Annotated in this window: 20 protein-coding genes and 3 rRNA genes; 13 read left to right on the plus strand and 10 right to left on the minus strand. The window is 64.0% G+C overall.

The window, feature by feature from the left end:
- Positions 1 to 3: 3 nt before the first annotated feature.
- From rrf to OHB26_RS00030, 6 genes are all read right to left on the minus strand, one after another.
- A 5S ribosomal RNA gene (rrf, locus tag OHB26_RS00005) occupies positions 4 to 120 on the minus strand.
- 104 nt (positions 121 to 224) lie between these two features.
- Positions 225 to 3,340 (minus strand): 23S ribosomal RNA (locus OHB26_RS00010).
- 318 nt (positions 3,341 to 3,658) lie between these two features.
- A 16S ribosomal RNA gene (locus OHB26_RS00015) occupies positions 3,659 to 5,177 on the minus strand.
- Together the 16S, 23S and 5S rRNA genes form the textbook arrangement of a ribosomal RNA operon.
- Before the next feature lie 460 nt (positions 5,178 to 5,637).
- Complete coding sequence (locus OHB26_RS00020; protein ID WP_330182187.1) at positions 5,638 to 6,669, minus strand: ParA family protein; 1,032 nt, start codon at positions 6,667 to 6,669, stop codon at positions 5,638 to 5,640.
- 199 nt (positions 6,670 to 6,868) lie between these two features.
- Positions 6,869 to 7,744 (minus strand): hypothetical protein, encoded by an 876-nt coding sequence (locus OHB26_RS00025; protein WP_330182188.1) that lies wholly within the window; start codon positions 7,742 to 7,744, stop codon positions 6,869 to 6,871.
- Between the two features lie 116 nt (positions 7,745 to 7,860).
- The gene (locus OHB26_RS00030; RefSeq protein ID WP_330182189.1) at positions 7,861 to 8,733 is read right to left on the minus strand and encodes an alpha/beta fold hydrolase; all 873 of its coding nucleotides are present in this window, start codon (positions 8,731 to 8,733) and stop codon (positions 7,861 to 7,863) included.
- A gap of 289 nt (positions 8,734 to 9,022) precedes the next feature.
- Here OHB26_RS00030 and OHB26_RS00035 point away from each other — a divergent pair, with 289 nt between their 5' ends.
- The gene (locus OHB26_RS00035) at positions 9,023 to 9,604 is read left to right on the plus strand and encodes a hypothetical protein (RefSeq protein ID WP_330182190.1); all 582 of its coding nucleotides are present in this window, start codon (positions 9,023 to 9,025) and stop codon (positions 9,602 to 9,604) included.
- 20 nt (positions 9,605 to 9,624) lie between these two features.
- Here the strand turns inward: OHB26_RS00035 and tuf are convergent, their stop codons facing one another.
- The 3 genes from tuf to OHB26_RS00050 form a co-directional block, all read right to left on the minus strand.
- On the minus strand, positions 9,625 to 10,821 hold the full coding sequence (gene tuf / locus OHB26_RS00040) for an elongation factor Tu (protein ID WP_330182191.1): 1,197 nt from the start codon (positions 10,819 to 10,821) through the stop codon (positions 9,625 to 9,627).
- A 151-nt stretch (positions 10,822 to 10,972) separates the two neighbouring features.
- The gene (locus OHB26_RS00045) at positions 10,973 to 11,527 is read right to left on the minus strand and encodes an RNA 2'-phosphotransferase (protein WP_330182192.1); all 555 of its coding nucleotides are present in this window, start codon (positions 11,525 to 11,527) and stop codon (positions 10,973 to 10,975) included.
- Positions 11,528 to 11,578: 51 nt separating this feature from the next.
- Positions 11,579 to 12,181 carry a GNAT family N-acetyltransferase gene (locus tag OHB26_RS00050; RefSeq protein WP_330182193.1) on the minus strand — a complete coding sequence of 201 codons (603 nt, stop codon included), beginning with the start codon at positions 12,179 to 12,181 and terminating at the stop codon, positions 11,579 to 11,581.
- An 88-nt stretch (positions 12,182 to 12,269) separates the two neighbouring features.
- Between OHB26_RS00050 and OHB26_RS00055 the strand changes: the two genes are divergently transcribed.
- From OHB26_RS00055 to OHB26_RS00080, 6 genes are all read left to right on the plus strand, one after another.
- Complete coding sequence (locus tag OHB26_RS00055) at positions 12,270 to 13,058, plus strand: TetR/AcrR family transcriptional regulator (protein ID WP_330182194.1); 789 nt, start codon at positions 12,270 to 12,272, stop codon at positions 13,056 to 13,058.
- A 284-nt stretch (positions 13,059 to 13,342) separates the two neighbouring features.
- The gene (locus OHB26_RS00060; RefSeq protein WP_330182195.1) at positions 13,343 to 14,848 is read left to right on the plus strand and encodes a leucyl aminopeptidase; all 1,506 of its coding nucleotides are present in this window, start codon (positions 13,343 to 13,345) and stop codon (positions 14,846 to 14,848) included.
- A 121-nt stretch (positions 14,849 to 14,969) separates the two neighbouring features.
- Positions 14,970 to 15,287: a WXG100 family type VII secretion target gene (locus tag OHB26_RS00065; RefSeq protein ID WP_330182196.1), complete on the plus strand. Its 318-nt coding sequence runs from the start codon at positions 14,970 to 14,972 to the stop codon at positions 15,285 to 15,287.
- On the plus strand, positions 15,288 to 15,575 hold the full coding sequence (locus tag OHB26_RS00070; RefSeq protein ID WP_330182197.1) for a WXG100 family type VII secretion target: 288 nt from the start codon (positions 15,288 to 15,290) through the stop codon (positions 15,573 to 15,575). It begins immediately after the preceding gene.
- A gap of 82 nt (positions 15,576 to 15,657) precedes the next feature.
- Positions 15,658 to 17,055, plus strand: a complete 1,398-nt coding sequence (locus OHB26_RS00075; protein ID WP_330182198.1) for a toxin glutamine deamidase domain-containing protein — start codon at positions 15,658 to 15,660, stop codon at positions 17,053 to 17,055.
- Between the two features lie 5 nt (positions 17,056 to 17,060).
- The gene (locus tag OHB26_RS00080; protein WP_330182199.1) at positions 17,061 to 17,309 is read left to right on the plus strand and encodes a YrhB domain-containing protein; all 249 of its coding nucleotides are present in this window, start codon (positions 17,061 to 17,063) and stop codon (positions 17,307 to 17,309) included.
- A 13-nt stretch (positions 17,310 to 17,322) separates the two neighbouring features.
- On the opposite strand, the gene OHB26_RS00085 is transcribed toward OHB26_RS00080, so the two are convergent.
- Complete coding sequence (locus tag OHB26_RS00085; protein ID WP_330182200.1) at positions 17,323 to 17,655, minus strand: oxidoreductase; 333 nt, start codon at positions 17,653 to 17,655, stop codon at positions 17,323 to 17,325.
- A gap of 479 nt (positions 17,656 to 18,134) precedes the next feature.
- Here OHB26_RS00085 and sucB point away from each other — a divergent pair, with 479 nt between their 5' ends.
- The 6 genes from sucB (at position 18,135) to OHB26_RS00115 (ending at position 25,791) form a co-directional block, all read left to right on the plus strand.
- Positions 18,135 to 19,892 (plus strand): 2-oxoglutarate dehydrogenase, E2 component, dihydrolipoamide succinyltransferase, encoded by a 1,758-nt coding sequence (sucB, locus tag OHB26_RS00090; protein ID WP_330182201.1) that lies wholly within the window; start codon positions 18,135 to 18,137, stop codon positions 19,890 to 19,892.
- An 8-nt stretch (positions 19,893 to 19,900) separates the two neighbouring features.
- Entirely contained in the window at positions 19,901 to 20,800 is a 900-nt protein-coding gene (locus tag OHB26_RS00095) for a TIGR01777 family oxidoreductase (protein ID WP_330182202.1), read from the plus strand.
- Between the two features lie 167 nt (positions 20,801 to 20,967).
- Positions 20,968 to 21,480, plus strand: coding sequence for a GNAT family N-acetyltransferase (locus OHB26_RS00100; protein WP_330185431.1), 513 nt, complete (start codon positions 20,968 to 20,970; stop codon positions 21,478 to 21,480).
- Complete coding sequence (lipB, locus tag OHB26_RS00105) at positions 21,477 to 22,238, plus strand: lipoyl(octanoyl) transferase LipB (protein ID WP_330182203.1); 762 nt, start codon at positions 21,477 to 21,479, stop codon at positions 22,236 to 22,238. The genes OHB26_RS00100 and lipB overlap by 4 nt, the downstream gene beginning before the upstream one ends.
- Before the next feature lie 22 nt (positions 22,239 to 22,260).
- Complete coding sequence (gene lipA, locus OHB26_RS00110) at positions 22,261 to 23,337, plus strand: lipoyl synthase (RefSeq protein ID WP_330182204.1); 1,077 nt, start codon at positions 22,261 to 22,263, stop codon at positions 23,335 to 23,337.
- A gap of 258 nt (positions 23,338 to 23,595) precedes the next feature.
- Positions 23,596 to 25,791, plus strand: a complete 2,196-nt coding sequence (locus tag OHB26_RS00115) for an elongation factor G-like protein EF-G2 (protein WP_330182205.1) — start codon at positions 23,596 to 23,598, stop codon at positions 25,789 to 25,791.
- Positions 25,792 to 25,827 lie beyond the last annotated feature (36 nt).

The raw sequence follows: 25,827 nt of genomic DNA on the forward strand, positions 1-25,827 counted from the left end.
ATGTTCCGGCGGTGTCCTACTCTCCCACACCCTGTCGAGTGCAGTACCATCGGCGCAGGTGGCCTTAGCTTCCGGGTTCGGAATGGGACCGGGCGTTTCCCCACCGCTATAGCCGCCGTAACTCTATGAAACTGTACACAGAGAGCCTTAACCCCTTACAGGGCAAGTCTTCTGAGTATCTGTGTGTTGTTTCAGATACCGCACAGTGGACGCGTAGCTTCTTTGTTGGTAAGTCCTCGGCCTATTAGTACCGGTCACCTGCACCCGTTACCGGGCTTCCAGTTCCGGCCTATCAACCCAATGGTCTGTTGGGGGCCTTAACCCCTCGAAGGGGGTGAGAAACCTCATCTTGGAACAGGCTTCCCGCTTAGATGCTTTCAGCGGTTATCCCTTCCGAACGTAGCAAACCAGCCGTGCCCTTGGCAGGACAACTGGCACACCAGAGGTTCGTCCGTCCCGGTCCTCTCGTACTAGGGACAGCCTTCCTCAAGTTTCTGACGCGCGCGGCGGATAGAGACCGAACTGTCTCACGACGTTCTAAACCCAGCTCGCGTGCCGCTTTAATGGGCGAACAGCCCAACCCTTGGGACCTACTCCAGCCCCAGGATGCGACGAGCCGACATCGAGGTGCCAAACCATCCCGTCGATATGGACTCTTGGGGAAGATCAGCCTGTTATCCCCGGGGTACCTTTTATCCGTTGAGCGACACCGCTTCCACTTGCCGGTGCCGGATCACTAGTCCCGACTTTCGTCCCTGCTCGACCTGTCGGTCTCACAGTCAAGCTCCCTTGTGCACTTGCACTCGACACCTGATTGCCAACCAGGCTGAGGGAACCTTTGGGCGCCTCCGTTACATTTTGGGAGGCAACCGCCCCAGTTAAACTACCCACCAGGCACTGTCCCTGAACCCGATCAGGGTCCGAGGTTAGAGGTCCAATACGATCAGAGTGGTATTTCAACGACGACTCCACCAACACTGGCGTGCTGATTTCACAGTCTCCCACCTATCCTACACAAACCGTACCGAACACCAATACCAAGCTATAGTGAAGGTCCCGGGGTCTTTTCGTCCTGCCGCGCGTAACGAGCATCTTTACTCGTAATGCAATTTCGCCGAGTCTGTGGTTGAGACAGCTGAGAAGTCGTTACGCCATTCGTGCAGGTCGGAACTTACCCGACAAGGAATTTCGCTACCTTAGGATGGTTATAGTTACCACCGCCGTTTACCGGGGCTTAAATTCTCAGCTTCGCCCTTACGGGCTAACCGGTCCTCTTAACCTTCCGGCACCGGGCAGGCGTCAGTCCGTATACATCGTCTTACGACTTCGCACGGACCTGTGTTTTTAGTAAACAGTCGCTTCTCACTGGTCTCTGCGACCTCACCCAGCTCGGGCAGCAAGTGCCGTCACCAGACAAGGCCCTCCTTCTCCCGAAGTTACGGAGGTATTTTGCCGAGTTCCTTAACCACAGTTATCTCGATCGCCTTAGTATTCTCTACCTGACCACCTGTGTCGGTTTGGGGTACGGGCCGTGTACCAACTCACTAGAGGCTTTTCTCGGCAGCATAGGATCACTGAATTCGCCTCAATCGGCTACGCATCACCTCTCAGGCTATATGTCTGGCGGATTTGCCTACCAGACGCCCTACAGGCTTACACCCGGACAACCATTACCGGGCCCAGCTACCTTCCTGCGTCACCCCATCGCTTGACTACTACAGCCAGGGTCGTATGCATTCCTTTTCAGTCACCCGAAGGTGATCCGTCCAGTTCAGGATACTTAGCACAACTGATTCGCCATTGGGCGCGGATACACGGGTACGGGAATATCAACCCGTTGTCCATCGACTACGCCTGTCGGCCTCGCCTTAGGTCCCGACTCACCCTGGGCGGATTAACCTGGCCCAGGAACCCTTGGTCATTCGGCGGACGAGTTTCTCACTCGTCTTTCGCTACTCATGCCTGCATTCTCACTCCCATGGCCTCCACGGCTGGATCACTCCGCCGCTTCCCTGGCCACAGGACGCTCCCCTACCCATCCACACTCCTGGCCCGAAGGCGGGATAATGTGTGAATGCCGCGGCTTCGGCGGTGTACTTGAGCCCCGCTACATTGTCGGCGCAGGATCACTTGACCAGTGAGCTATTACGCACTCTTTCAAGGGTGGCTGCTTCTAAGCCAACCTCCTGGTTGTCTTCGCGACCCCACATCCTTTTCCACTTAGTACACGCTTAGGGGCCTTAGCCGGCGATCTGGGCTGTTTCCCTCTCGACTACGAAGCTTATCCCCCGCAGTCTCACTGCCACGCTCTCACACACCGGCATTCGGAGTTTGGCTGACTTCGGTAAGCTTGTGGGCCCCCTAGGCCATCCAGTAGCTCTACCTCCGGTGTGAAACACGTGACGCTGCACCTAAATGCATTTCGGGGAGAACCAGCTATCACGGAGTTTGATTGGCCTTTCACCCCTACCCACAGCTCATCCCCTCAGTTTTCAACCTAAGTGGGTTCGGGCCTCCACGACGTCTTACCGTCGCTTCACCCTGGCCATGGGTAGATCACTCCGCTTCGGGTCCATAGTGTGCGACTAACTCGCCCTATTCGGACTCGCTTTCGCTACGGCTACCCCACACGGGTTAACCTCGCCACACACCGATGACTCGCAGGCTCATTCTTCAAAAGGCACGCCATCACCCCACACAACAAGTTGCGAAGGCTCTGACGGATTGTAAGCGCACGGTTTCAGGTACTATTTCACTCCCCTCCCGGGGTACTTTTCACCTTTCCCTCACGGTACTAGTCCGCTATCGGTCACCAGGTAGTATTCAGGCTTATCGGGTGGTCCCGACAGATTCACAGCAGATTTCACGGGCCCGCTGCTACTCGGGAGTTGCTCACGAGAGCCGTTGAGTTTTCGTCTACGGGATTCTCACCCTCTACGACGGGCCGTCCCAGGCCACTTCGACTAACACAACGGTTTCTGACTCTCGCCCGATTCGGCAGAATCGGGAAGAACAATCCCACAACCCCGCATGGACAACGCCTGCCGGCTATCACATCCACACGGTTTAGCCTCTTCCGCTTTCGCTCGCCACTACTCACGGAATCACTGTTGTTTTCTCTTCCTGTGGGTACTGAGATGTTTCACTTCCCCACGTTCCCTCCACACACCCTATATATTCAGGTGCGGGTAACACGACATCACTCGTGCTGGGTTTCCCCATTCGGAAATCCTCGGATCTCAGCTCGTTTGACAGCTCCCCGAGGCTTATCGCAGCCTACTACGTCCTTCATCGGCTCCTGGTGCCAAGGCATCCACCGTACGCTCTTACACACTTACTAACAAAGATGCTCGCGTCCACTGTGCAGTTCTCAAACAACACACAAGAAAGACACTCAACTCAGCACCAGACCAGAGAATCTCTGCGGTATGACTGAAGGGTCAGTCTCGTCGTTTTTTGCCTAGAAAGAACGTCTGTTCTTTCAGGACCCAATAGTGTGTCGGTATATCACCGCGATCAACCGCTGAGGATTGATCGAGTGCGATGAGCTTGTCAGTGTTCCACCCATGAGCGTCCGCAGTCCTACATGTGAGGACTAAACGGTCTCTGCCACAACGTCATTCACCTATGTGAAGAGTCGTGGAGATGTGCTCCTTAGAAAGGAGGTGATCCAGCCGCACCTTCCGGTACGGCTACCTTGTTACGACTTCGTCCCAATCGCCAATCCCACCTTCGACGCCTCCCTCCCACAAGGGGTTAGGCCAGCGGCTTCGGGTGTTACCGACTTTCATGACGTGACGGGCGGTGTGTACAAGGCCCGGGAACGTATTCACCGCAGCGTTGCTGATCTGCGATTACTAGCGACTCCAACTTCACGGGGTCGAGTTGCAGACCCCGATCCGAACTGAGACCGGCTTTAAGGGATTCGCTCCACCTCACGGTATCGCAGCCCTCTGTACCGGCCATTGTAGCATGTGTGAAGCCCTGGACATAAGGGGCATGATGACTTGACGTCGTCCCCACCTTCCTCCGAGTTGACCCCGGCAGTCTCTCACGAGTCCCCGCCATTACGCGCTGGCAACATAAGATAAGGGTTGCGCTCGTTGCGGGACTTAACCCAACATCTCACGACACGAGCTGACGACAGCCATGCACCACCTGTACACCGACCACAAGGGGGGCCATATCTCTACAGCTTTCCGGTGTATGTCAAACCCAGGTAAGGTTCTTCGCGTTGCATCGAATTAATCCACATGCTCCGCCGCTTGTGCGGGCCCCCGTCAATTCCTTTGAGTTTTAGCCTTGCGGCCGTACTCCCCAGGCGGGGTACTTAATGCGTTAGCTACGGCACGGATCCCGTGGAAGGAAACCCACACCTAGTACCCACCGTTTACGGCGTGGACTACCAGGGTATCTAATCCTGTTCGCTACCCACGCTTTCGCTTCTCAGCGTCAGTTACTTCCCAGAGACCCGCCTTCGCCACCGGTGTTCCTCCTGATATCTGCGCATTTCACCGCTACACCAGGAATTCCAGTCTCCCCTGAAGTACTCTAGTTCGCCCGTATCGACTGCAAGCTTGGAGTTGAGCCCCAAGTTTTCACAATCGACGCGACGAACCGCCTACAAGCTCTTTACGCCCAGTAATTCCGGACAACGCTCGCACCCTACGTATTACCGCGGCTGCTGGCACGTAGTTGGCCGGTGCTTCTTCTACAGGTACCGTCACTTGCGCTTCGTCCCTGTCGAAAGGGGTTTACAACCCGAAGGCCGTCATCCCCCACGCGGCGTCGCTGCATCAGGCTTTCGCCCATTGTGCAATATTCCCCACTGCTGCCTCCCGTAGGAGTCTGGGCCGTGTCTCAGTCCCAGTGTGGCCGGTCACCCTCTCAGGTCGGCTACCCGTCGTCGCCTTGGTAGGCCGTTACCCCACCAACAAGCTGATAGGCCGCGGGCCCATCTCGCACCAGTAAACCTTTCCACCAAAGAACATGCATTCCCTGGTCGTATCCGGTATTAGACCCAGTTTCCCAGGCTTATCCCAGAGTGCGAGGCAGATCACCCACGTGTTACTCACCCGTTCGCCGCTCGTGTACCCCGAAGGGCCTTACCGCTCGACTTGCATGTGTTAAGCACGCCGCCAGCGTTCGTCCTGAGCCAGGATCAAACTCTCCGTTGAAGACTCTCAACTCGCTCCGAAGAGCTAATTGGAAGAATTAACCAGAGTCCGAAAACCTTGGCAAAATCAAACGCCAGCAAAAGTATTTGCTGACTAAATGTCCGACACATCTCACGGGGGTGAGAAGCATCGGAACCAATAAATTATTGGCACTGACATTCATCGACACACTATTGAGTTCTCAAAGAACACACGCACACAAGATCTCACCACTCGTTGGAGCAGGGATTTCGTTGAGGCAACTTTTACAGCTTAGCCCAGCCACGACAGCAGAACCAAATCCGCTGGTCGAACCGAACTAGTGTGATCGTCAGGCGCTCCTCGTACAACCTCGTTTCCCAGGCCCTTGGGGCTCCGGGTCGGTGTCCGTGTCGCTCTGACTCGAATAAAGTTACGTATCGCTTCGATCAAAGTCAAATCGCCTCTTGACCAGGGCGTTTGCCGGACCGGGTCGATCAACTCAGCGGCCCCAGGCGAGCTTGATCCGGGTTGTCGCGAGGAAGTCGGCGGTCAGCTCGCGCAGGGCCAGGAATTGACCGCCCTGGCCGTACTTCTGACGCAGGGTGCCGAAGTCGGTGAACTCGGCGGCCGCGGCGATCTGGTTCGACTCCGGGATCCGCGTGGGGAACAGCCGCGGGAGGGTCGGGTTCTCGCGCAGGGTCTCGAGGGTGCGCTGATGGACCGCTGACGAGCGCTTGTACTTGGTGATGACCACACCCAGCTCGGTGATAGGGGTGGACCACGCGCTGGAGAGATGCCGAAGGTGGGACTGCAGCGGCGGGATGCTGTAGGTCGACATGACGTCCGGAATGGTGGGGATCAGGTAGCCGTCGGCGATGCGCAGGCCGTTCTGGGTGATGGGGCCCAAATTCGGCGGGCAGTCGATCAGGACGTAGTCGTAGGTGGACATCACTCCGGTCAGGGCCGAGGCCAGGACGGTAGTGGGATCCAACTCGGTGAGGCGGGACATACCGTCCTGCAGCGCGATCAACTTCGGGGACGAGGCGAGCAGGTCCACCGTGGTGACCGACTGCATGGGCGATACCTGATGCTGGACCAGATCGGCGGCGTCGCGCGGGCGACGACCCGACAATGCGTCGGTGAAGACCGCGGCCAAGGTGTGGTCGGTGGAATCCAGTTCGGCCGCGCGTATTTCGCCGACCATCATGGTGGTCAGGTTGCGCTGCGGGTCCAGGTCGATGAGCAGGACCCGCTTGCCGAACTCGGCGGAGAGGATCTCGGCCAGGGCCGCGGTGGTGGTGGTTTTGCCTACGCCACCCTTGAGGTTGAAGGTGGCCACCACATAGGGGCGGGCGCGGCCGGGGACGGCGGCCGACTCCCAAATGCGTTGCGGGCGGTCGAATTGCAGGGAGCGGTTGGGGGATTTGAGCCAGTCCCAGCCGAAACCATCGGCCCCGGCAGGCCGCTGCGCACGCGCAGCGTCATCGGGAACCACATCACCGCGCAACTCCACCAAACCAGCACCCTTCATCACAGCGACCGTCTCGACGGTCGGCATCAGACTAGTTACTCGGGGTGCGCCGAGGGGGTGCGACACGAGAACCCGATCATGCGACGAGCCGGGAGGACTCGCCGCGTAGGCGGGTTGCGGCGTACCGAACCACAGCGGCGTGATCGGGGTGCCGACCGGGGAACAGCCTGATCGTCAGATGGTTTCGGGTTTGGCCAGTTCACCGGCACTCCGTGAGTTCGGGTATGGGGATCGGCGGCACCGGCGTTCCGCGTCGGCGCAGGGTGACCATCAGCTCTTCCACGCGACGGGCGGCTCGGAACCAATTGTCCAGGCGATTGCGGGATTCCAGGCCGGAGACCTGGGCGAAGTCGCAGCAGTAGGGCAGGAAGGCCAGGGCTTGGGAGTCGGTGACCGCGGTCGGATGGGAGTCCGAGGCGGTTTCGCCGACCGTCGCGCGCCAGGCTCGGACGGCCTGGTCGAGGGTGCCGAAGACATCCGCGCCGAGCAGTTCCGTTGGGCTGCAGGTCTCTACGTCGAAGAGGTAGACGTGCTGGTCTGCGCCGCCGGGATATTCGTAGCCGGCGATGATGGCGATGCGGGTTTCATCCCTATTGGTGAGCTGCCAGATCTCGCCGGTCGCCTGCACTCGGCAGGAGAGGGGTAACCAGGGCGGATCGCAGTGGCCGGTGGTGGCGTCGAGCAGATCTTGGATGGCGGGTATCAGGAAGTCGGTCGGGGCTATGGCGAGCAGACCGTGGAGCAGCCACCAGCCGGATTGATCCGAATCGTCCTGGGATGCCGGGACTTTGGTTGATGACAGGACCGCCGCCGCCAGTTCGCCGAACCAGCGGTCGAAGTGGAGATGGAAGTCCCTGGCCTGCACGGCGGAGTGCAATTGCTCGCCGAGTAGCTCGCAGGTGGCCTGTTCCAGCTCCCGCGGGCGCTTGGCGAATATGAGGGACCGGCGGTGCCCAAGCACCTGCCGGATCGACTCGTCGAACCAGGACGGCCCACCCGCGACGCGCTCACGGCGGTGGTGGGCGGCGGCGATCTTGGCTCTCCGCTTGGACTTTCGACCTCTCGAACTGGGCATGAATCGAGCTAAACAGGCTGATCGACCCAGGTCACGGGCTGTGGAAGCTTCGCGCACCGACACGCCGAATTTGATGGTGTGTCGGACGACGCGCGGGCTTCCACCCCGGGAATGACCTACTCGGACAGGGCCTTACGCAGCGCCGCGGCGAAACCGTCCGGGTCGCCCTGCTGGCCGAATTCGCCGCCCAGGAAGCCGGCGTGGTTGCTCGGGAAGACCACCGGCTCGATGCCGATTCGTTCGGCCACACCGAGGCCGCCGCGATACGCCAACTCGCCCTCGGACTCGACTCCGACCGCGATCACGATTCGGGTGCTCGCGGCGCGCAGGGCATCGAAATCATGGTCGTACAGGGTGCAGCTGATCAGGTTCTGGCCGACCAGCGGATCCGCGCGGGTGCCGTCGTCCTCGGTGGGGAGACCGAACATGGCCGGATCGACGGGCTGGTCCGCGAACTCCGCCGGAATCTCCCCCTTGATACCGACCAATGCGATGAACTTGGCCATCGCGGGGCCGAAACCGCTCTCCTGGTATGCCTTCCGGATGCTTTCGATACCCGCCTTCGCGGTCTCACGGTCCGGGAGCACCTGGGCGGCGGGCGGCTCATGCGCCACCAGCACGCGGACCTGTTCGGGATGCTTGGCGACGAAGGCGAGTGCGTTGACCGCGCCACCGCTGCTGCCGAAGAGGTCGACGGGTGCGCCGCCGAGGTCGTCGATCACCCGGTGCAGATCGTCGGCGTGCTGGTCGGGAGTGGATTCGCTGGCCGGATCGGCCTTGGTGCTGCGGCCGGTGCCACGCGGGTCGTAGGTGACAACCGTACGGTCGGGGAATCGAGCCGCGAGGCTGACGAATCCGCTTGCGTCCATGGGTGAACCGATCAGCATGAGCGCGGGCTGATCGCCGCCGGTCGCGGTCTCGGGCTGCCGTACGTCATAGGTGATCACGGCTCCGGGGGCTTCCACGGTATAGGTCTTGGTCTCGGACATTTCGGGCTCCTCAGTGGTCGGTTGCCAGGTAGACGGGGCGGGCAGCCGGAACTAATCGGTCAGTCGATCCAGCTGCTCGGGCCGAATCGATGAGACGTCATGAGTCGACCATGGCACACACGACACGCTCAGCATGAATGAGGAGGCCCACATCGCCCTCGGCGAGTCCTCGCCAGTGGATCGCATCGCCGATGTTTGTATGAGGCCGATAGGTATGCGGTACAGCACAATCCGAGGAGATCTGATTATGCGTGGAAACCGTTCTACTAGTCGGTTAGCCGCCACCGCCGTGGCGGCTGCGGCATTTGTCGGCATCGCCAGTGGGCCCGCCAGTGGTGCACCGGCCTTCGAATGGACTACGGCAATACAGGGGCTACAGGCCACCGCGGCCGGGAACCCCGTCGCCGAACAGGCCGTGAACAGGCTCATCGCCTCCGGACAGCGCGCCGGAGACGTTGCCCTGCCCGCACAGCCGTTCCAGATTCCGGCGCAATCCGATATCGGGCGCGGGGACGGACCCGGGGTGTACGGGTCCGGCATCGCACTCGGCACCGATGGATTCCGATTCGGGTTCTTCGGCGGGCCCGGCACCATCTCACCCGATCAGACGGGTGCGAAGCTCGAGGTGATGTGGTTCAACCTGTCCAACGGGCGCAGCGGGACCAACCTGCTCATCGAGCATCAGGATGTGCCGGTGGACACCACGATTCGCACGGCCGTCATCGATCCGGGACCGGGCATGGTGGTGGCCGCGGTGTACGGCAGCGTGTGGCATCGGTGGTCGGTCCCGGTCAGTGACGCCAATCCCGATGGGTTCCAGTATCAAAAGGGCACCATCTCCGTTCCTTCGTTCGGAGCTGTCTACAACTGACGCGAGTGGGGCGCGGGGCATTACTTGATGATTTTGGTGATCTGGCCCGCGCCCACCGTGCGGCCGCCCTCGCGGATGGCGAACTTCAGGCCCAATTCCATTGCTATGGGCTGGATCAGGACCACCGACATGGAGACATTGTCGCCGGGGAGCACCATCTCGACATCCTTGGCCAGCGTCACCACGCCGGTCACATCCGTTGTCCGGAAATAGAATTGCGGTCGATAGTTGTCGAAGAACGGGGTGTGACGGCCGCCCTCCTCCTTCGACAAGACGTACGCCTGGCCCTCGAATTCGGTATGCGGGGTGACCGATCCGGGTTTGATGACGCATTGGCCGCGCTCCACATCCTCGCGTTTGATACCGCGCAGCAGGAGCCCGACATTCTCGCCCGCACGGCCCTCATCGAGGAGTTTGCGGAACATTTCGATTCCCGTGACCGTGGTCTTGGTTGTCCTGGGCCGGATTCCGACGATCTCCACTTCGGCGTTCACCTTCAGCACACCGCGCTCGATTCTCCCGGTGACCACGGTGCCGCGACCGGTAATGGTGAACACATCCTCGATCGGCATGAGGAATGGCTTGTCCACCTCACGCGCGGGAGTGTCGATCCAGCTGTCGACGGCATCGAGCAATTCGGTTATGCCACTCCCCCATTCGCCATCGGGATGCTCCAGCGCCTGATACGCCGAGATGCGGACCACGGGGGTGTGGTCGCCGTCGAAGTCGTATTCGCTGAGGAGGTCGCGCACCTCCATCTCGACCAGTTCGAGGATCTCCTCATCCTCGACCATGTCGCATTTGTTCAGCGCCACCACCATTTTCGGCACGCCCACCTGCCGGGCGAGGATGACATGCTCCTTGGTCTGCGGCATCGGGCCGTCGGTGGCGGCGACCACCAGGATCGCGCCGTCCATCTGCGCGGCGCCGGTGATCATATTCTTCACATAGTCGGCGTGGCCGGGGCAGTCCACATGCGCGTAATGGCGGTTCTCGGTCTGATACTCCACATGTGCGATGGATATCGTGATTCCGCGCTGCCGCTCCTCCGGGGCCTTGTCGATGGCATCGAATGGCGTGAACGGATTCAACTCCGGATATCTGCTGTGCAGCACTTTGGTGATCGCGGCGGTGAGCGTCGTCTTACCGTGATCGATATGACCGATCGTGCCGACATTGACATGCGGCTTGGTGCGCTGGAACTTCGCCTTCGCCACGGGGACCTCCTGTGCGATCCGAGGCGGGCATTCCAGGGTTGTGGACACCGCGCAGTATGCCCGACAGCGGTGTCGACTCCAGGGTATTTCCCGGGGACGCGGCCGGGTCTGGAACCGGGTCAATCACGCGTTGAGCGGCATTGACGGGTTCTCAAGGCGCGGTGATCAATTCGAGGTATTGCGGCGGCACCGTATCGACCAGCCAGACGCCGTTGCCGGTCACGAAGAAGTCGTGACCGTCGCGGACCATGGCCGCGGTGTCGACCCGCAATACCGCCGGACGGCCATGCCGGGCACCGACATTCACCGCGGTATCGATATCCGCGGACAGGTGCACGGCATGACGCCGCATGGGGAGCAGGCCCTCGGCCATGATCAGGCCGAGGGTGCGTTCGGCGGTGCCGTGGAAGAGCACCACCGGTGGATCGGCGGGGGCATAACCCAGATCGACATCGATCGAATGGCCCTGCCGAGCCCGGATCGAGGTGCCCGATTCATCGAATTCGAAGCGCCGCTTATTGTTCTGCGCCACTACCGTCTCGAGTTGAGTGCGGGTGAAACCGCGGCTGTGCGCGGCGGCTTGGCGCAGCAGGTCCTCGACCCGCACCCAGCCCGCCGCATCCGGAGCCAAGCCGATGGCATCCGGGCGATGCCGCAGCCAACTCGACAACCGCTTGGACAGTTTGACCAGTTCCTTTTCATTCATGTACGCCCAAGATCGCGCATCGGCGGGCGCGACGCAAGCGGATTCCGGGAGTCAGCCCTGAAACCACATGGGGCGCAGGGTCGGACCGCCGTCGGGAAGATCGACGTCGGCGCCGATGCGGGTGAAACCGCAGCGCTCGTAGAGGCGGGCGGAGCGTTCGGTGCTCGCCTCCAGATAGGCGGGGGCGTCCACCGATTTCATGCGATCGGTGATGATGGCCGCGCCCGCGCCTCGGCCTCGGAATTCGGGGAGGGTCACGATGACCTGGAGATAGTGGTGCGGGAATTCGCGTGGGTGCGCGGCGGCGGTCGCGGTGGTGAGGGCGGTGATGCGCTCGAACGGGCGGGACGGTACCTGGCCGCTAAAAGTGCGCAGCTCCGCGGCCTCGGCTTCGAAGCGGTCGAGGGAGGTGACGGTCTGCCATACCGAAACCGCCCAGATGTCATCGCCCGCGCCCGCGATCCAGACCTCGTCCTCCTGCAGGGCCTTGGTGATTCTTTCGGGGGCGCGCTCGGTGCGGAAGTATTCGGCCACCTCGGGGCTGTCCTCGAGGATCCAGGCGGTGACGGCCTCGTCCAGGATGGCGCGGCCGTAGACCGCTGCCACCTCGGCGGCCTCGGCGAGTTCCGCGCGACGGACCTGCGGTTGCTGCATATTCCTACCTCCTGTGGTGAACGGTGTTCCGAAAACCAAAGTAGGAAGTTCGATGCGGGATTACGAAGAATTCGTCACACTTGCTGGTGTGACGAAAAGTGGGTGTGCGGTGTGCGGGGAGGACTTCGCGCAGCGCGAGCGTGGGCGACGGCGGCAGTACTGCTCGCGGTCGTGTCAGGCGCGGGCCTACCGGGCTCGGCGGTATGCGGCGGCGGTGCCGCGGCGGGCTCGGGCGGATCGGCTCACCAACGTCGGTATCGTCAGGGCCGCAGTCGAATTGGCGGATCGAGATGGGCTCGAGGGGTTGTCCATGCGGCGGCTTGCTACCGCGCTCGGGGTGGCCACGGCCGGGCTGTACCGGCATTTTCCGGATCGGGACGCGCTGCTCGCGGAGATGGCGGAGTATGTGATCGGCGCGGGGCCCGCGCCTACGGCGAGCGGCGACTGGCGGGCGCGGCTCACGGCCGAGGCGCGGGCGGAATGGCAGCTGTACCAACAACATCCATGGATGCTGCCGGTGCTCGCACAGACTCGGCCGCCGCTCGGACCGGCGCTGCTCGATACGCTCGAACGGTCGTTCGCGGCGCTGGATCAGCCGGGGATGAATCGGGACACCATGATGTCGATCTATCTGTCGCTGTCGGGGCTGGTACAGGGTTTGGCGTTGCTACCCGGGTCGGAGCGGGCGCCGGTGGGGGTGGTCTCGGAGAATCCGCTCCAATTGGTGAGCGCGGAGACGCATCCGACGCTGCTCCGGCATCTCGCGGGGGATGCGGATGGGCTCGATATCGACTTCGAGCGACTGCTCGACGAGGGAATCGAACTGCTGCTGGGCGGGGTGCAGGCGCGGTACTTCGCGGGTGCCGAGCTGATCTGAAAGCCATCGAAAGCCGCTGGAGTACAGCCCATGGAGATCGCGGCCAAACGCATGCCGGGATGACGGTGGGCGACCTGGCGTGTACTGGGTCGGCCCAGACCCGGCAAAAGCCCTGCCCGGCGGCAAACCACACGTGTGCGTGTTCCTGCCCACGATCTGCTCGAGCGGAAGCACATGCCTCTGCGGGCATAAGTCGCTCGACCGGGGCGGATCACGGTCTCAGCGCTCGGGAATGGGGCGCGCCGGAGGGGTGAGCGGGGCGGGTGCGCAGTAGCCTGGGGCGCATGACAGCTGTTGCAGATCGTTCGCTCGGGCCGGAACTGGTGCGTACCGAGACCATCGGCGCGGCCGATGCGCTCGTCATCGGACTCACGTCGTCGGAGGACGGGCCGGTTATCGCCCCCGCGGACGCGTTCGAGGATGTACTGGATGCCGATACTCGCGCGGCGCTGCTGAGTTCGCTGCGGGCGATCGGGGCCAAGGGCAAGTCCGAGGAGATCACCCGGGTGCCCGCGCCCGCCGGGCTGGATGTGGATTTCGTGCTCGCGGTGGGGTTGGGCGCGGCGGAGAAGATCGATGCCGAGCAGGTGCGCAAGTCCGCCGGTGCGGCCGGGCGGGCGTTGACCGGGGTCGCCACCGCGGTGACTGTTTTGTCCGGACTGGATTTGGGGGCGGCGGCCGAGGGGTTCTACCTCGGCGCTTACCAGTTCACCGCGTTCCGGTCGGCCAAGAGCGCGCCCAAGGTTGACGACCAGCCGGTGCGGCGGATCGAATTCCTGGTTCCCGATGCGGGATTCGGGGAAGAGACGCTGTTCCGGGCGCAGGCGGTCGCCGAAGCCGTCGCTACCGCACGGGATTTCGTGAATACGCCGCCGAATGAGCTGTTCCCGGCCGAATTCGCCAATCGCGCAGCGGAATTGGCCAAGGCCGCGGGGCTGCAGGTGGAGATCCTCGATGAGAAGGAGCTCGCCGCGGGCGGTTACGGCGGGATCATCGGCGTCGGCAAGGGGTCGTCGCGGCCGCCGCGGTTGATTCGCATCACCTATGCGGGTGGGGATCAGCGAGTCGCGTTGATCGGCAAGGGGATTACCTTCGATACCGGCGGTATCTCCATCAAGCCCGCGCAGAGTATGGAGAACATGACCTCCGATATGGGTGGGGCGGCGGCGGTTATCGCCACCACGCTGCTCGCGGCTCGGCTGAGCCTGCCCATCACGGTTACCGCGACCGTGCCCATGGCGGAGAATATGCCCTCGGCTACCGCGCAGCGGCCGGGTGATGTGCTGGTGCAGTACGGCGGGACCACCGTCGAGGTCATCAATACCGATGCCGAGGGCCGGTTGATTCTCGCCGACGCGATTGTGCGTGCCGGAGAGGACGATCCGGATTACATCATCGATGTCGCTACGCTGACCGGCGCGCAGATGGTTGCCCTGGGCACCCGCACGCCGGGCGTTATGGGCACCGACGGGTTCCGGGATCGGGTGGCGCGGATTTCGCAGTCGGTGGGTGAAAACGGTTGGGCCATGCCGCTTCCCGCCGAGTTGCGCGGGGATATCAACTCCAAGATCGCCGATCTCGCGAATGTGGCTCCGCATCGGTGGGGTGGAATGCTTTCCGCCGCACTGTTTCTCAAGGAGTTCGTGCCCGAGGGTGTGCAGTGGGCGCATCTCGATGTCGCGGGTCCGGCCTACAACACCGGTGGGCCATTCGGGTATGTCGGTAAGGGTGGGACGGGCGTGCCGGTTCGGACGCTGATCGCTACGCTCGAGGACATTGCCTCGGAGTAACCGAGAGTTGGCGGGGTCGCTTAGGGCGGCCCCGCCTTTTTTGTTTTCCGACAATCTTGCTGTTCACATGTTCGCGTGATGGGTAGCCGACTTGTCGCCACTCGGGGCTATTCTGCTTCTCATGAGCGGTGGGGTGGAGGTCGATCCCGTTGAAGTGCGGGCGGCGGCGGACTGGTTCGACGGGGCGGCAGGGGAATTGAGCGATCGCGTCGACGGGCATATGCGCGCGGTGCGGGAGTTCCTGGGGGCGGAGTGGGTCGGGGTCGCGGCCGGGTCGCATGAAGAGCCGTGGGGCGAGTGGGAGGGCGGGGCGCGGCGGATAATCGCGTCGTTTCGGGCCGATGCCGGGGTATTGCGGCAGGCCGGTGAGGAATTCGCCACGAACGATCGCTGCCGGGCGGAGGCCACGGAACGCCTCGATCTGCCCGAGGTGATGTGAGTGGGCGACTATCGAGTGGATTTGAGTGGGCTGCAACAGCTCATCGATGCCACCGCCGCGCTGGAGAACGCCATCGAGGAGCAGGTGACGGCGATCGAGCAGCGGGTCGAGGCGCTGCATGTCAATTGGTCGGGGGCGGCTGCTGCCGGGCATCTCGCGGCGCATGAGGCGCGCGTCGCAGGGGTCGCCGCAATGCGTACGGCGCTGGGGGAATTGCGCGGCAAGCTGCGGACCGCGCGCGATTCGTACATCGCGGTCGGCGAAACCAATCTTGGGATGTGGCCGTGAGCGGCTCAGTTGTCCTGGCCGTCCGCTTCGGGATACGGCCTGGACACACCTACCGCGTTCCGATCCGCCTGGGAATTTCGTCATGACCGCGCCCCCGGTGCCGCTGATCCTCTGCCGGGTGACCGAATACCACTCCGCCGCAGAGGTATTCGGAACCTTGGCACAAGACGCGGCCAGCACCCATATCGCTCTGCTCGGAGTGCTCAATTCCGGTGCGGGCATGGCGGGCAGTGACAGCATCGGCCAGTCCTGGGCCTCCTCCTACGATGAAGCGGCGCGGCTGGCCCTGGCCACCTCCGAACGCCTCATCACCGCCTCGGCCACCACCGCCGATCTCATCACCACTGGCGCACACAATCACGAAACCGGGGAAGCCGCCGCCAATTTCGGCAGCGCCGCACCCCCACCCACTCCCCCGGCCTGGCCCGTCCCCTGCGTAGTCCCCCAAGCGGAGTCCGCCGCGGGCGACGGCCTCCCCGAGCCTTTCGGCTGGTCCCTCATCAAAGACCTCGTCGGCGCGGCCTGGCCGAACGGTCACCAAGACCAACTCCGCGCCGCCGAAACGGCCTGGTACACAACCGCCGCCGACCTCCGCACCCTCGCCCTGCGCATCCCTGAAGCCCTCACCCTGCTGGGCAACCAGCAATCCCCCGAAATCCCCACCGCCCTCAGCACCTGCACCGAACGCCAATCCGACCTGCACGCCCTCGCCGACATCTGCCAAACCCTCGCCGAAGCCTGCGGCACCTACGCCCACCACCTCGACGAAGCCCACCACCAAATCCTCGACGAACTCGCGGAATTCGCCCTCGAAACCGGCATAGCCGAAGGCATCTTCTTCGCCGCCGCCCCCTTCACCGCCGGCCTCTCCGAATACCTCGGCAACACCGCCCTCGGCGCCCGCCTCGCCATCAAAGCCCGCCGAGTAGCCACCATAATCAGCGAACTCGCAACCCGCGCAGCCGAAATCACGTCGAAAACAATCAAGCCCCTCACCGAACGCATCGGCCCGCTGCTCGCGAGAATCACGAAGTGGGTCGACGAAGCGCGAGTGGCCCTGGTCGGGTTTCCACCCGCCGGAAGCTCGGCACCGGCCGACGAAGTACTCGCGCTGATTCGGTCCGTAAATCCGGGCAACGGCACGATGAATTGCGTGAACTGCGTCATCACAACGGATCGCGTGCTCGATGGACTCGAAGTATCCGCACCGGTTCATGGGCCTGCCGCCATTTCCGTGCTGGAAGAACACTTCGGAGCGAAATTCGCCGCGACCACTGGACGCACCGAGATCGAGCAGATCCTGTCCGATGCGGGTGACGGCGCGCGCGGCGTGGTGTTTGCGTCTCGGGGCCCCGGCCAGGTAGGTCATGTCTTCAATGTCATCAACGATCGGGGAGCCGTTCGCTTCCTCGATGGACAGAGCGGTGCCGATGCCGCCTTCGACGGGTACCAGAACTTCTACGTAATGAGGTACAGGTGATGAGCATGACGCCGGACACCGCCAGGGAACTGGCCGAACGGAAACTCGCCGAGCTCGCGGCGGCCAATGAATTGGGTGCGGTGCGAATCGTCGACGATGCCATCGTCGAAACCGATTCGGATTGGTACTTCCCGTATGACGCGATCGCATACCTCGAGCAAGGCGAGATTTCTGCCGCCCTTGCGGGAAACATTCCTATCCGAGTCGAGAAGAGCAGTGGCGAAACAAGTCTCGAGCTACCGCCCGGCTGGTGATCGGGACTGCTGATCAGTAGTTACGCAGAGCGCGCTTGGCTTCGATGCGCATGCGGGCGTCGTGGTCTCGCATGCGTTGGGGGTAGCCGACTTTGCGGACGTCGTAGACGGGGATTCGCAGGGTGGAGGAGAGGCGGTGGGCGCCTCGTTCGCCTACTACTCGGCGGGTCCATTCGCCGTCGTGGGCTACCAGGACTGCGGTGACGTCGGTGACTGTGGTTCGGGGTTCTATGAAGGCTTCTACGCCGTGGTGGGTGCGGGTCCAGGTGGTCAGGTGGGTTAGGTCCGCCGGGTCGGGGGACTTCGATGAGGGGCCTGAGCGGGTCAGGAAGTCCAGGAAACTCATGGGGTTACCTCCTTCCCGGACGGGTGGGTGCCGCCGGTAATTCGATATTGCCAGCGGGATGGATAGCGGGAAAGGGTGGTGGGGGGATCCGAAGGTGCAGCTCAGGGACTCCTTAGGCGGCTATCAGGAGCGGCGGCGGGGGACGCGCGCGGGGTGGCCGGGAATGGGAATGTGACCGGGAGGGAATTTGCGGAGGTACCGGGGGCTGATCTTCAGCAGCGGCTGGCTATCACCGCTGTTGACGAGCGTTCCACCGTTCTCACCATCGCGTTTGCGACGCGGCGAGGTTCGGTGAACGGCCGCCCTGTGACACGTTGCACGCGGCGGAGTGCAAGGATGGGTAGCTGGAACAAGAACCAACATGGATCTCCGGGTGCCACAGAAAGTTCGGTGGCCGTTGGGCCGACATCGCGACCCGCGGTGAAAGCCCTTGGAGACAAACTGTTTAACCCGACGAGCAGTCAGAGGAGTCAATCGACATGGCCTTCTCCGTCCAGATGCCAGCTCTTGGTGAGAGCGTCACCGAGGGCACTGTGACCAGGTGGCTGAAGCAGGAAGGGGACACGGTCGCGGTCGACGAGCCTTTGCTCGAGGTATCCACCGACAAGGTCGACACCGAGATCCCGTCTCCCACTGCCGGTGTGCTGGTCAAGATCGTGGCGCAGGAAGACGATGTGGTCGAGGTCGGTGGCGAACTCGGCGTGATCGGTGATGCCGGTGAGGCTCCCGCGCCCGCCGCCGCCCCGGCCCCCGAAGCAGCACCCGCGGCCGAAGCCGCCCCCGCACCGGCTCCCGCACCGCAGCCCGAGGCCGCCGCACCGGCGCCCGCTGCCGCAGCCCCCGCACCCGCCGCTGCCGCCTCCGGCACCCCGGTGAAGATGCCCGAACTCGGCGAGTCCGTCACCGAGGGCACCGTCACCCGCTGGCTCAAGCAGGTCGGCGACCAGGTCGCGGTCGACGAGCCTTTGCTCGAGGTCTCCACCGACAAGGTCGACACCGAGATCCCCTCGCCCGTCGCCGGCACACTGCTGGAGATCACCGCGCAGGAAGACGATGTCGTCAATGTGGGTGGTCAGCTCGGCGTAATCGGCAGTGGCACACCGGCTGCCGCGGCCGCACCGGCTCCCGCCCCTGCCCCGGCACCCGCGCCTGCCCCGGCTCCGGCTCCCGCGGCCGCCGCGCCCGCCACGGCACCGGCTCCCGCGCCCGCTCCGGCACCGGCACCGGCTCCCAAGCCCGCTCCGGTTCCGGCCGCGGCCACCCCCGCCGACGAGGTCTCCTCCAATGGCGGCGGCCCCTACGTGACCCCGCTGGTCCGTAAGCTCGCCACCGAAAACGGCGTCGACCTGGCCACCCTCACCGGTTCCGGTGTCGGCGGCCGCATCCGCAAGCAGGATGTGCTCGCCGCGGCGGAGGCCAAGAAGGCTCCGGCTCCGGCCGCTGCCGCCCCGGCTCCCGCAGCCGCTGCTCCGGCCGCGCCCGCCGCCACCGCGGCCGCGCGCCCGAACCTGGCACACCTGCCGGGCACCGTGCAGAAGGCCAGCCGCATCCGCAAGATCACCGCCATCAAGACCCTCGAGTCGCTGCAGACCACCGCGCAGCTCACGCAGGTCCACGAGGTCGATCTGACCAAGGTCGTGGCGCTGCGCGCCAAGGCCAAGGAGGCGTTCAAGGCGCGCGAGGGCGTGAACATCACGTTCCTGCCGTTCTTCGCCAAGGCGGCGATCGAGGCGCTCGGGGTGCACCCGAACGTCAACGCCTCCTACAACGCGGAGACCAACGAGATCACCTACCACCCGGTGGTCAACCTCGGTATCGCCGTGGACACCGAGCAGGGTCTGCTCTCCCCGGTCATCCACAATGCCAACGACCTGTCGCTGGCGGGCCTGGCACGCGCCATCGCCGATCTCGCCAACCGGGCGCGCAACGGCGGGCTCAAGCCCGACGAACTGTCCGGCGGCACCTTCACCGTCACCAACATCGGCTCGCAGGGCGCGCTGTTCGACACCCCGATCCTGCTTCCGCCGCAGTCGGCGATGCTGGGCACCGGCGCGATCGTCAAGCGCCCCATGGTGATCAGCGACAGTGGCAGTGAGTTCATCGGCATCCGCTCGATGGCCTACCTGCCGCTGACCTACGATCACCGGCTCATCGACGGCGCCGACGCGGGCCGCTTCCTCACCACCATCCGGCACCGGCTGGAAGAGGCGGCCTTCGAGGGCGACCTCGGCCTGTAGGAAACCGGATGAAGGTCGTGGTCGCCGGATCCTCCGGTCTGATCGGGACGGCACTCGTCGCGGCACTGCGCCGCGACGGGCACGAGGTGACTCGTCTGGTGCGCCGTCCCACCCGGGCACGCGATGAATTCCGTTGGGATCCAACGCGTGCCGACCTCGACGACCGTGCGCTGCGCGATGCCGACGCCGTGGTGAATCTCTGCGGCGCCGGTATCGGAAGCAGGCGCTGGAACGGTAGTTATAAGCAGGAGTTGCGGGACAGCCGGATCGTCCCCACCGATGTGCTGGCCTCCGCTGCCGCCGCCGAAGGCGTGCCGACGCTCGTGAACGCGAGCGGTGTGCACTACTACGGCGGCGACCGCGGCGACCGCGTCATGACCGAAAGCTCCCCTGCCGGAACGGGATTCCTGGCCGGACTGTGCCGAGATTGGGAAGCCGCGACCAAACCCGCCGCCGACGCCGGTGTGCGCACGATTCTGCTGCGCAGCGCCGTGGTGCTGGCCAAACAGGGTGGCATGCTCGGAATGCTTTATCCCCTTTACTATTTGGGCCTGGGCGGCAGGCTCGGCAGCGGCCGCCAGTACACACCGTGGATCTCCCTGGCTGACGAGATCGGCGCGATCGTCTTCGCCCTCACGCACGAAACCCTCTCCGGCCCGGTCAATATGGTCGGTCCCGCACCGGTCACCAATGCCGAGTTCACCCGCGCCATCGGCCGTGCCCTGCATCGCCCCACTCCGTTGATGGTCCCCGCCTTCGTGCTGCGGGCCACGGTCGGCGAATTCGCCGACGAGGGAATCCTGCACGGCCCCAGGGCAATCCCCACCGCGTTGGAAGAAGCGGGCTACCCCTTCCGGCACCACACCATCGGCGCGGCGTTGGCCGCCACGGTCGGCAGCGACAAGTAGTCGCCCGCGGCGGAGGGATGGCAGCGCCCCCGCTTGAAGCCTCGCGATCAACACGCGTCTAATCACGCATGCGATGCCAGCGCCATCGCATGGCAGATTTTGCCAGGCCGCGACGGGCGCGATACAGATCACAGCAGCCACGCGGATAGCGTGTTGCGGTGACTGAACTGCTGGTGCGGGATGCGCGCGAGAGCGATCTGCCGGAGATCCTGGCGATCCACAACAACGCCATCGCCGAGACGACCGCCATCTGGGATACCGAACCCGCGGATCTGGCCGAGCGACAGGCGTGGTTCGAGACCCGCATCGCGGGCGGACATCCGGTGCTCGTGGCCGAGATCGACGGCGCGGTGGCCGGGTACGCCAGCTACGGACAGTTCCGGCCCAAGTCGGGTTATCGCTTCTCCGTGGAGAATTCGGTGTACGTGGCCGATCGATTCCAACGGCGCGGGGTGGCCCGCACCCTCATGACCGAACTGCTGGAACGCGCCCGTAAGGGCGAGGTGCACGCCATGATCGCGGCCATCGAGACGTCCAATACCGTCTCCATCGCCATGCACGAGAAATTCGGCTTCAAGATCGTCGGACAGCTGCCCGAGGTGGGGCAGAAGTTCGGCCGCTGGATGGATCTGACGCTGATGCAGATCACCTTCGACGATGGCGTAGCGTCGCAGTTGTGAGCGATAGCAACACTGCCACCGCCCCGGCACACCTTGGGGTATCGGCCCGGTTCGACAGCACACCCCTGCTGGTGCAGAACCTCGGCCTCATCGACTATCAGCAGGCGTGGGATCTGCAGCGCGGCATTGCCGCCGAGCGCGCCGAGGGTATCGGCCAGGATCGGCTGCTACTGCTCGAACATCCCTTCGTCTTCACCGCGGGCCGACGCACCGAGGCCACGGATCTGCCCATGGACGGCAGCCCGGTGGTGGAGGTCGATCGCGGCGGAAAGATCACCTGGCACGGTCCCGGGCAATTGGTCGGCTATCCGATCGTGCGGCTGGCCGAACCGGTCGATGTGGTCAAGTACGTGCGACGACTCGAGGAAGCGCTCATCAGCGTGTGCGCACAGCTCGGCCTGGAAACCGGTCGAGTGGAAGGGCGTTCGGGCGTCTGGCTGCCCGCCTCGGACTTCCTGCCCGAGCGCAAGGTCGCGGCCATCGGCGTGCGAGTGCAACGCGGGGTGACCCTGCACGGGGTCTCGCTGAACTGCAATTCGACGCTGGACGGCTTCAACGCCATCGTGCCGTGCGGTATCCGCGATGCCGGTGTCACCACGCTGACCCGGGAACTCGGGCGCGAGGTCACCGTGGACGAGGTGAGCCCGCTGGTCGCCGACGCCATCGCGCGCGCCCTCGACGGCGATCTGCCGATCACCGAACACCATCTGCCCAGGACCGCCGCCGTCACCCCAGCGGTGGCCGTCAAGTCCGAATGATCACGAGCGTAGGGTGAGTTGAGTGACCTCCGTCGATACCCCGACATCGAACACCCCCGAACCCGCCGCATCCGGGCCGGGTTCGACCGCCTCCGCACCCGCCGGACGCAAACTGCTCCGCATCGAGGCGCGTAACGCCGAGACGCCGATCGAGCGCAAACCCAAGTGGATTCGCACCAAGGCCACCATGGGCCCGGAGTACACCGAGCTGCAGGGATTGGTGAAACGCGAAGGGCTGCACACGGTTTGCCAGGAGGCCGGGTGTCCCAACATCTTCGAATGCTGGGAGGACCGCGAGGCCACCTTCCTCATCGGCGGTGAACAGTGCACGCGACGCTGCGACTTCTGCCAGATCGATACCGGCAAACCCGCGGCACTCGATCGCGACGAGCCGCGGCGAGTGGCCGAATCGGTCCAGGCCATGGGGTTGCGGTACTCGACCATCACGGGTGTGGCCCGCGATGATCTCGAGGACGGCGGCGCCTGGCTGTACGCGGAGACCGTGCGCGCGATCAAGGCGTTGAACCCGAATACCGGCGTCGAACTGCTCATCCCGGACTTCAATGCCGTACCGGAGCAGCTCGAAGAGGTCTTCTCCTCGCGGCCCGAGGTGCTCGCGCACAATCTGGAGACCGTGCCCCGCATTTTCAAGCGGATTCGCCCGGCCTTCCGCTACGAGCGGTCCCTCGCGGTGATCACCGCGGCGCGTGAAGCCGGACTTGTCACCAAGTCGAATCTGATTCTGGGTATGGGCGAGACGCCCGAGGAAGTCACCCGGGCTATGCAGGATCTGCATGACGCCGGATGCGACATTCTCACCATCACCCAGTACCTGCGGCCCTCACCGCGGCATCATCCGGTCGATCGGTGGGTGAAGCCGGAGGAGTTCGTCGAGCACTCCGACGCCGCCGTCGCGATGGGATTCGCCGGGGTCATGGCCGGACCGCTGGTGCGTTCCTCGTACCGCGCGGGTCGCCTCTACGCGCAGGCGATGAAGCATCACGGCCGCGAAATCGCTCCGGAGATGGAGCATCTCGCACAGGAGGGCACCGCCACCCAGGAGGCGACAAGCGTGCTCGCACGCTTCGGTTCGCACTGAGATCGTGGATCCCGGCCGGAAACACGCCGGGATGACGAGGACAAGACCGCCCGGGATGCCACAGACACACGGCACGTCCGGCTGCCGCGGGCGATGTCGACCGGCCGGAATTCATTCGTGAATTCCGGCCGGTTCTGTGTTTGCGGATGTACAGCGCGTGAACTGATGCCAAACGCCATCTCGCCGGATTCGTGGACGGAATCACCCCGCCGGTGGGAAGCTCGGAGTACCGCATGAATCGACCCCGGAGCGAGCCTTATGGTCGAGCGAACTACAGCGTCGGCAGGCGCGAATGGCAAGGTGGTCACGGCCGAACGGCCGGATGACATACGCAATGTGGTGCTGGTGGGCCACAGCGGGTCGGGAAAGACCACGCTGGTCGAGGCCCTCGCGGTCGCCACCGGCGCGGTGCCCCGAGCCGGGCGCGTCGAGGACGGCACCTGTGTCTCGGATTACGACGATATCGAGCAGCGACAACATCGTTCGGTGCAATTGTCGGTGGTGCCGATGGGCTGGGCCGGGACGAAGATCAACCTACTCGACACCCCCGGTTACCAGGATTTCGTCGGGGAGCTCAGGGCCGGTCTGCGAGCAGCGGACGCGGCCCTTTTCGTGCTCTCGGCCGCCGCGGGCGTGGAGGGCGTGAGCGGTGCGACGCTGGCGCTGTGGGAGGAGTGCGCGAGCGTCGGTATGCCACGCGCCATCGTGCTCACCCATTTGGATACCGCGCGAGCCGATTTCGAGGAGATGACGCAGACGTGCCGGGAGATACTCGGCGGCGGGCGGGCGGAAAGTATGCTGCCGCTGCATCTTCCGGTGTACGGAGGCAAAAGCGCGGACGGACATCGGCCGGTCACGGGGCTGATCGATTTACTCACCCAACGCGTTTACGACTATTCGGCCGGTGAGCACACCGAAATGCCCGCCTCCGACGAGCAATGGGAGTTGCTGGAACAGGCGCGGAATCGGCTCATCGAGGGAATCATCGCCGAATCCGAGGATGAGACGCTGATGGACCGGTATATCAGCGGCGAGGAGATCGATCTCGGAACGCTGGTGCGGGATCTCGAAAAGGCGGTCGCGCGTGGGAGTTTCCATCCGGTGCTGATTGCGGCACCGCCGCCGGAGGGGGCGCGGGAAGGACTCGGGACGGCCGAGATTCTGGAGTTGATCACCCGCGGATTCCCCACGCCCGCAGAACATCCCGTATCGGCAGTGCGCGCCGGGAAGTCCACCCGGCTGGTGTGCGATCCGAAAGCGCCACTCGCGGCCGAGGTCATCCGCACCGCCTCGGATCCGTATGTGGGCCGAATGTCCTTGGTACGGCTCTTCTCCGGGACACTGAGCGCCGATGACACCGTGCACGTCTGGGGTCATCGCGCCGGTGACGACACCGCCGATCACGATGCCGACGAGCGCATCGGAGCGGTCTCGATTCCCTTCGGTAAACAGCAGCGCCCGCTCGGCCAGGCCATTGCCGGGGACATCGTCTGTGTCACCAAACTGTCCCGCGCGGAGACCGGGGATACGTTGTCCGCCAAGGATTCCCCGCTGCTCATCGAACCGTGGTCGATGCCGGACCCCCTCCTGCCGGTCGCGGTGAACGCGCACAGCAAAGCCGACGAGGACAAGCTTTCGGTCGGCCTGTCCCGCCTGGTCGCCGAGGATCCGACCGTGCGCCTGGAGCAGAACCCGGACACCCATCAGCTGGTGCTGTGGTGTCTGGGGGAGGCGCACCGCGATGTGGCGCTGGAACGCCTGCGCTCACGCTTCGGCGTACAGGTCGATGTCATCGACCACCAGGTCGCGCTGCGAGAAACCTTCGCCAGCACCGCATCCGGGCGCGGCCGCCACGTCAAACAATCCGGTGGCCACGGCCAGTACGCCATCTGCGAGATCGAAGTCGCGCCGCTGCCGGGCGGTTCCGGCATCGAATTCGTGGACAAGGTCGTCGGCGGCGTGGTCCCCCGCCAGTTCATCCCCTCCGTGGAGAAGGGCGTCCGCGCCCAAGCCGCCCGGGGTGTGGCCGCCGGTTACCCCCTGGTAGACGTCCGCGTAACCCTCTTCGACGGTAAAGCCCACTCGGTCGACTCCTCGGACGCCGCCTTCCAAATGGCCGGCGGCCTGGCCCTGCGTGAAGCCGCCACCGCCGCCAAACTGAACCTCCTCGAACCCATAGCCGAAGTCCGAGTGGTGGTCGCCGACGACTACGTGGGCCCCGTCCTGGGCGATCTCTCCAGCCGTCGCGGCCGAGTTCTGGGCACCGAACCGGTAACCCTCGGCCGCACCGAGATCCGAGCCGAAGTCCCCGAACTCGAACTGGCCCGCTACGCCATCGACCTGCGCTCCCTCGCCCACGGCGCGGCCACCTTCACCCGTGCCTACACCCGCCACGAACCCATGCCCACCCAGTTGGCCGACACTATCCGCGACAAGGCAAAACCGACCGGTTGACCGATATGCCGCAGAGAGCCCGGGAACGCTCGATGA

This window comes from Nocardia sp. NBC_01503 (assembly GCF_036327755.1).
Taxonomy (GTDB): Bacteria; Actinomycetota; Actinomycetes; order Mycobacteriales; family Mycobacteriaceae; genus Nocardia.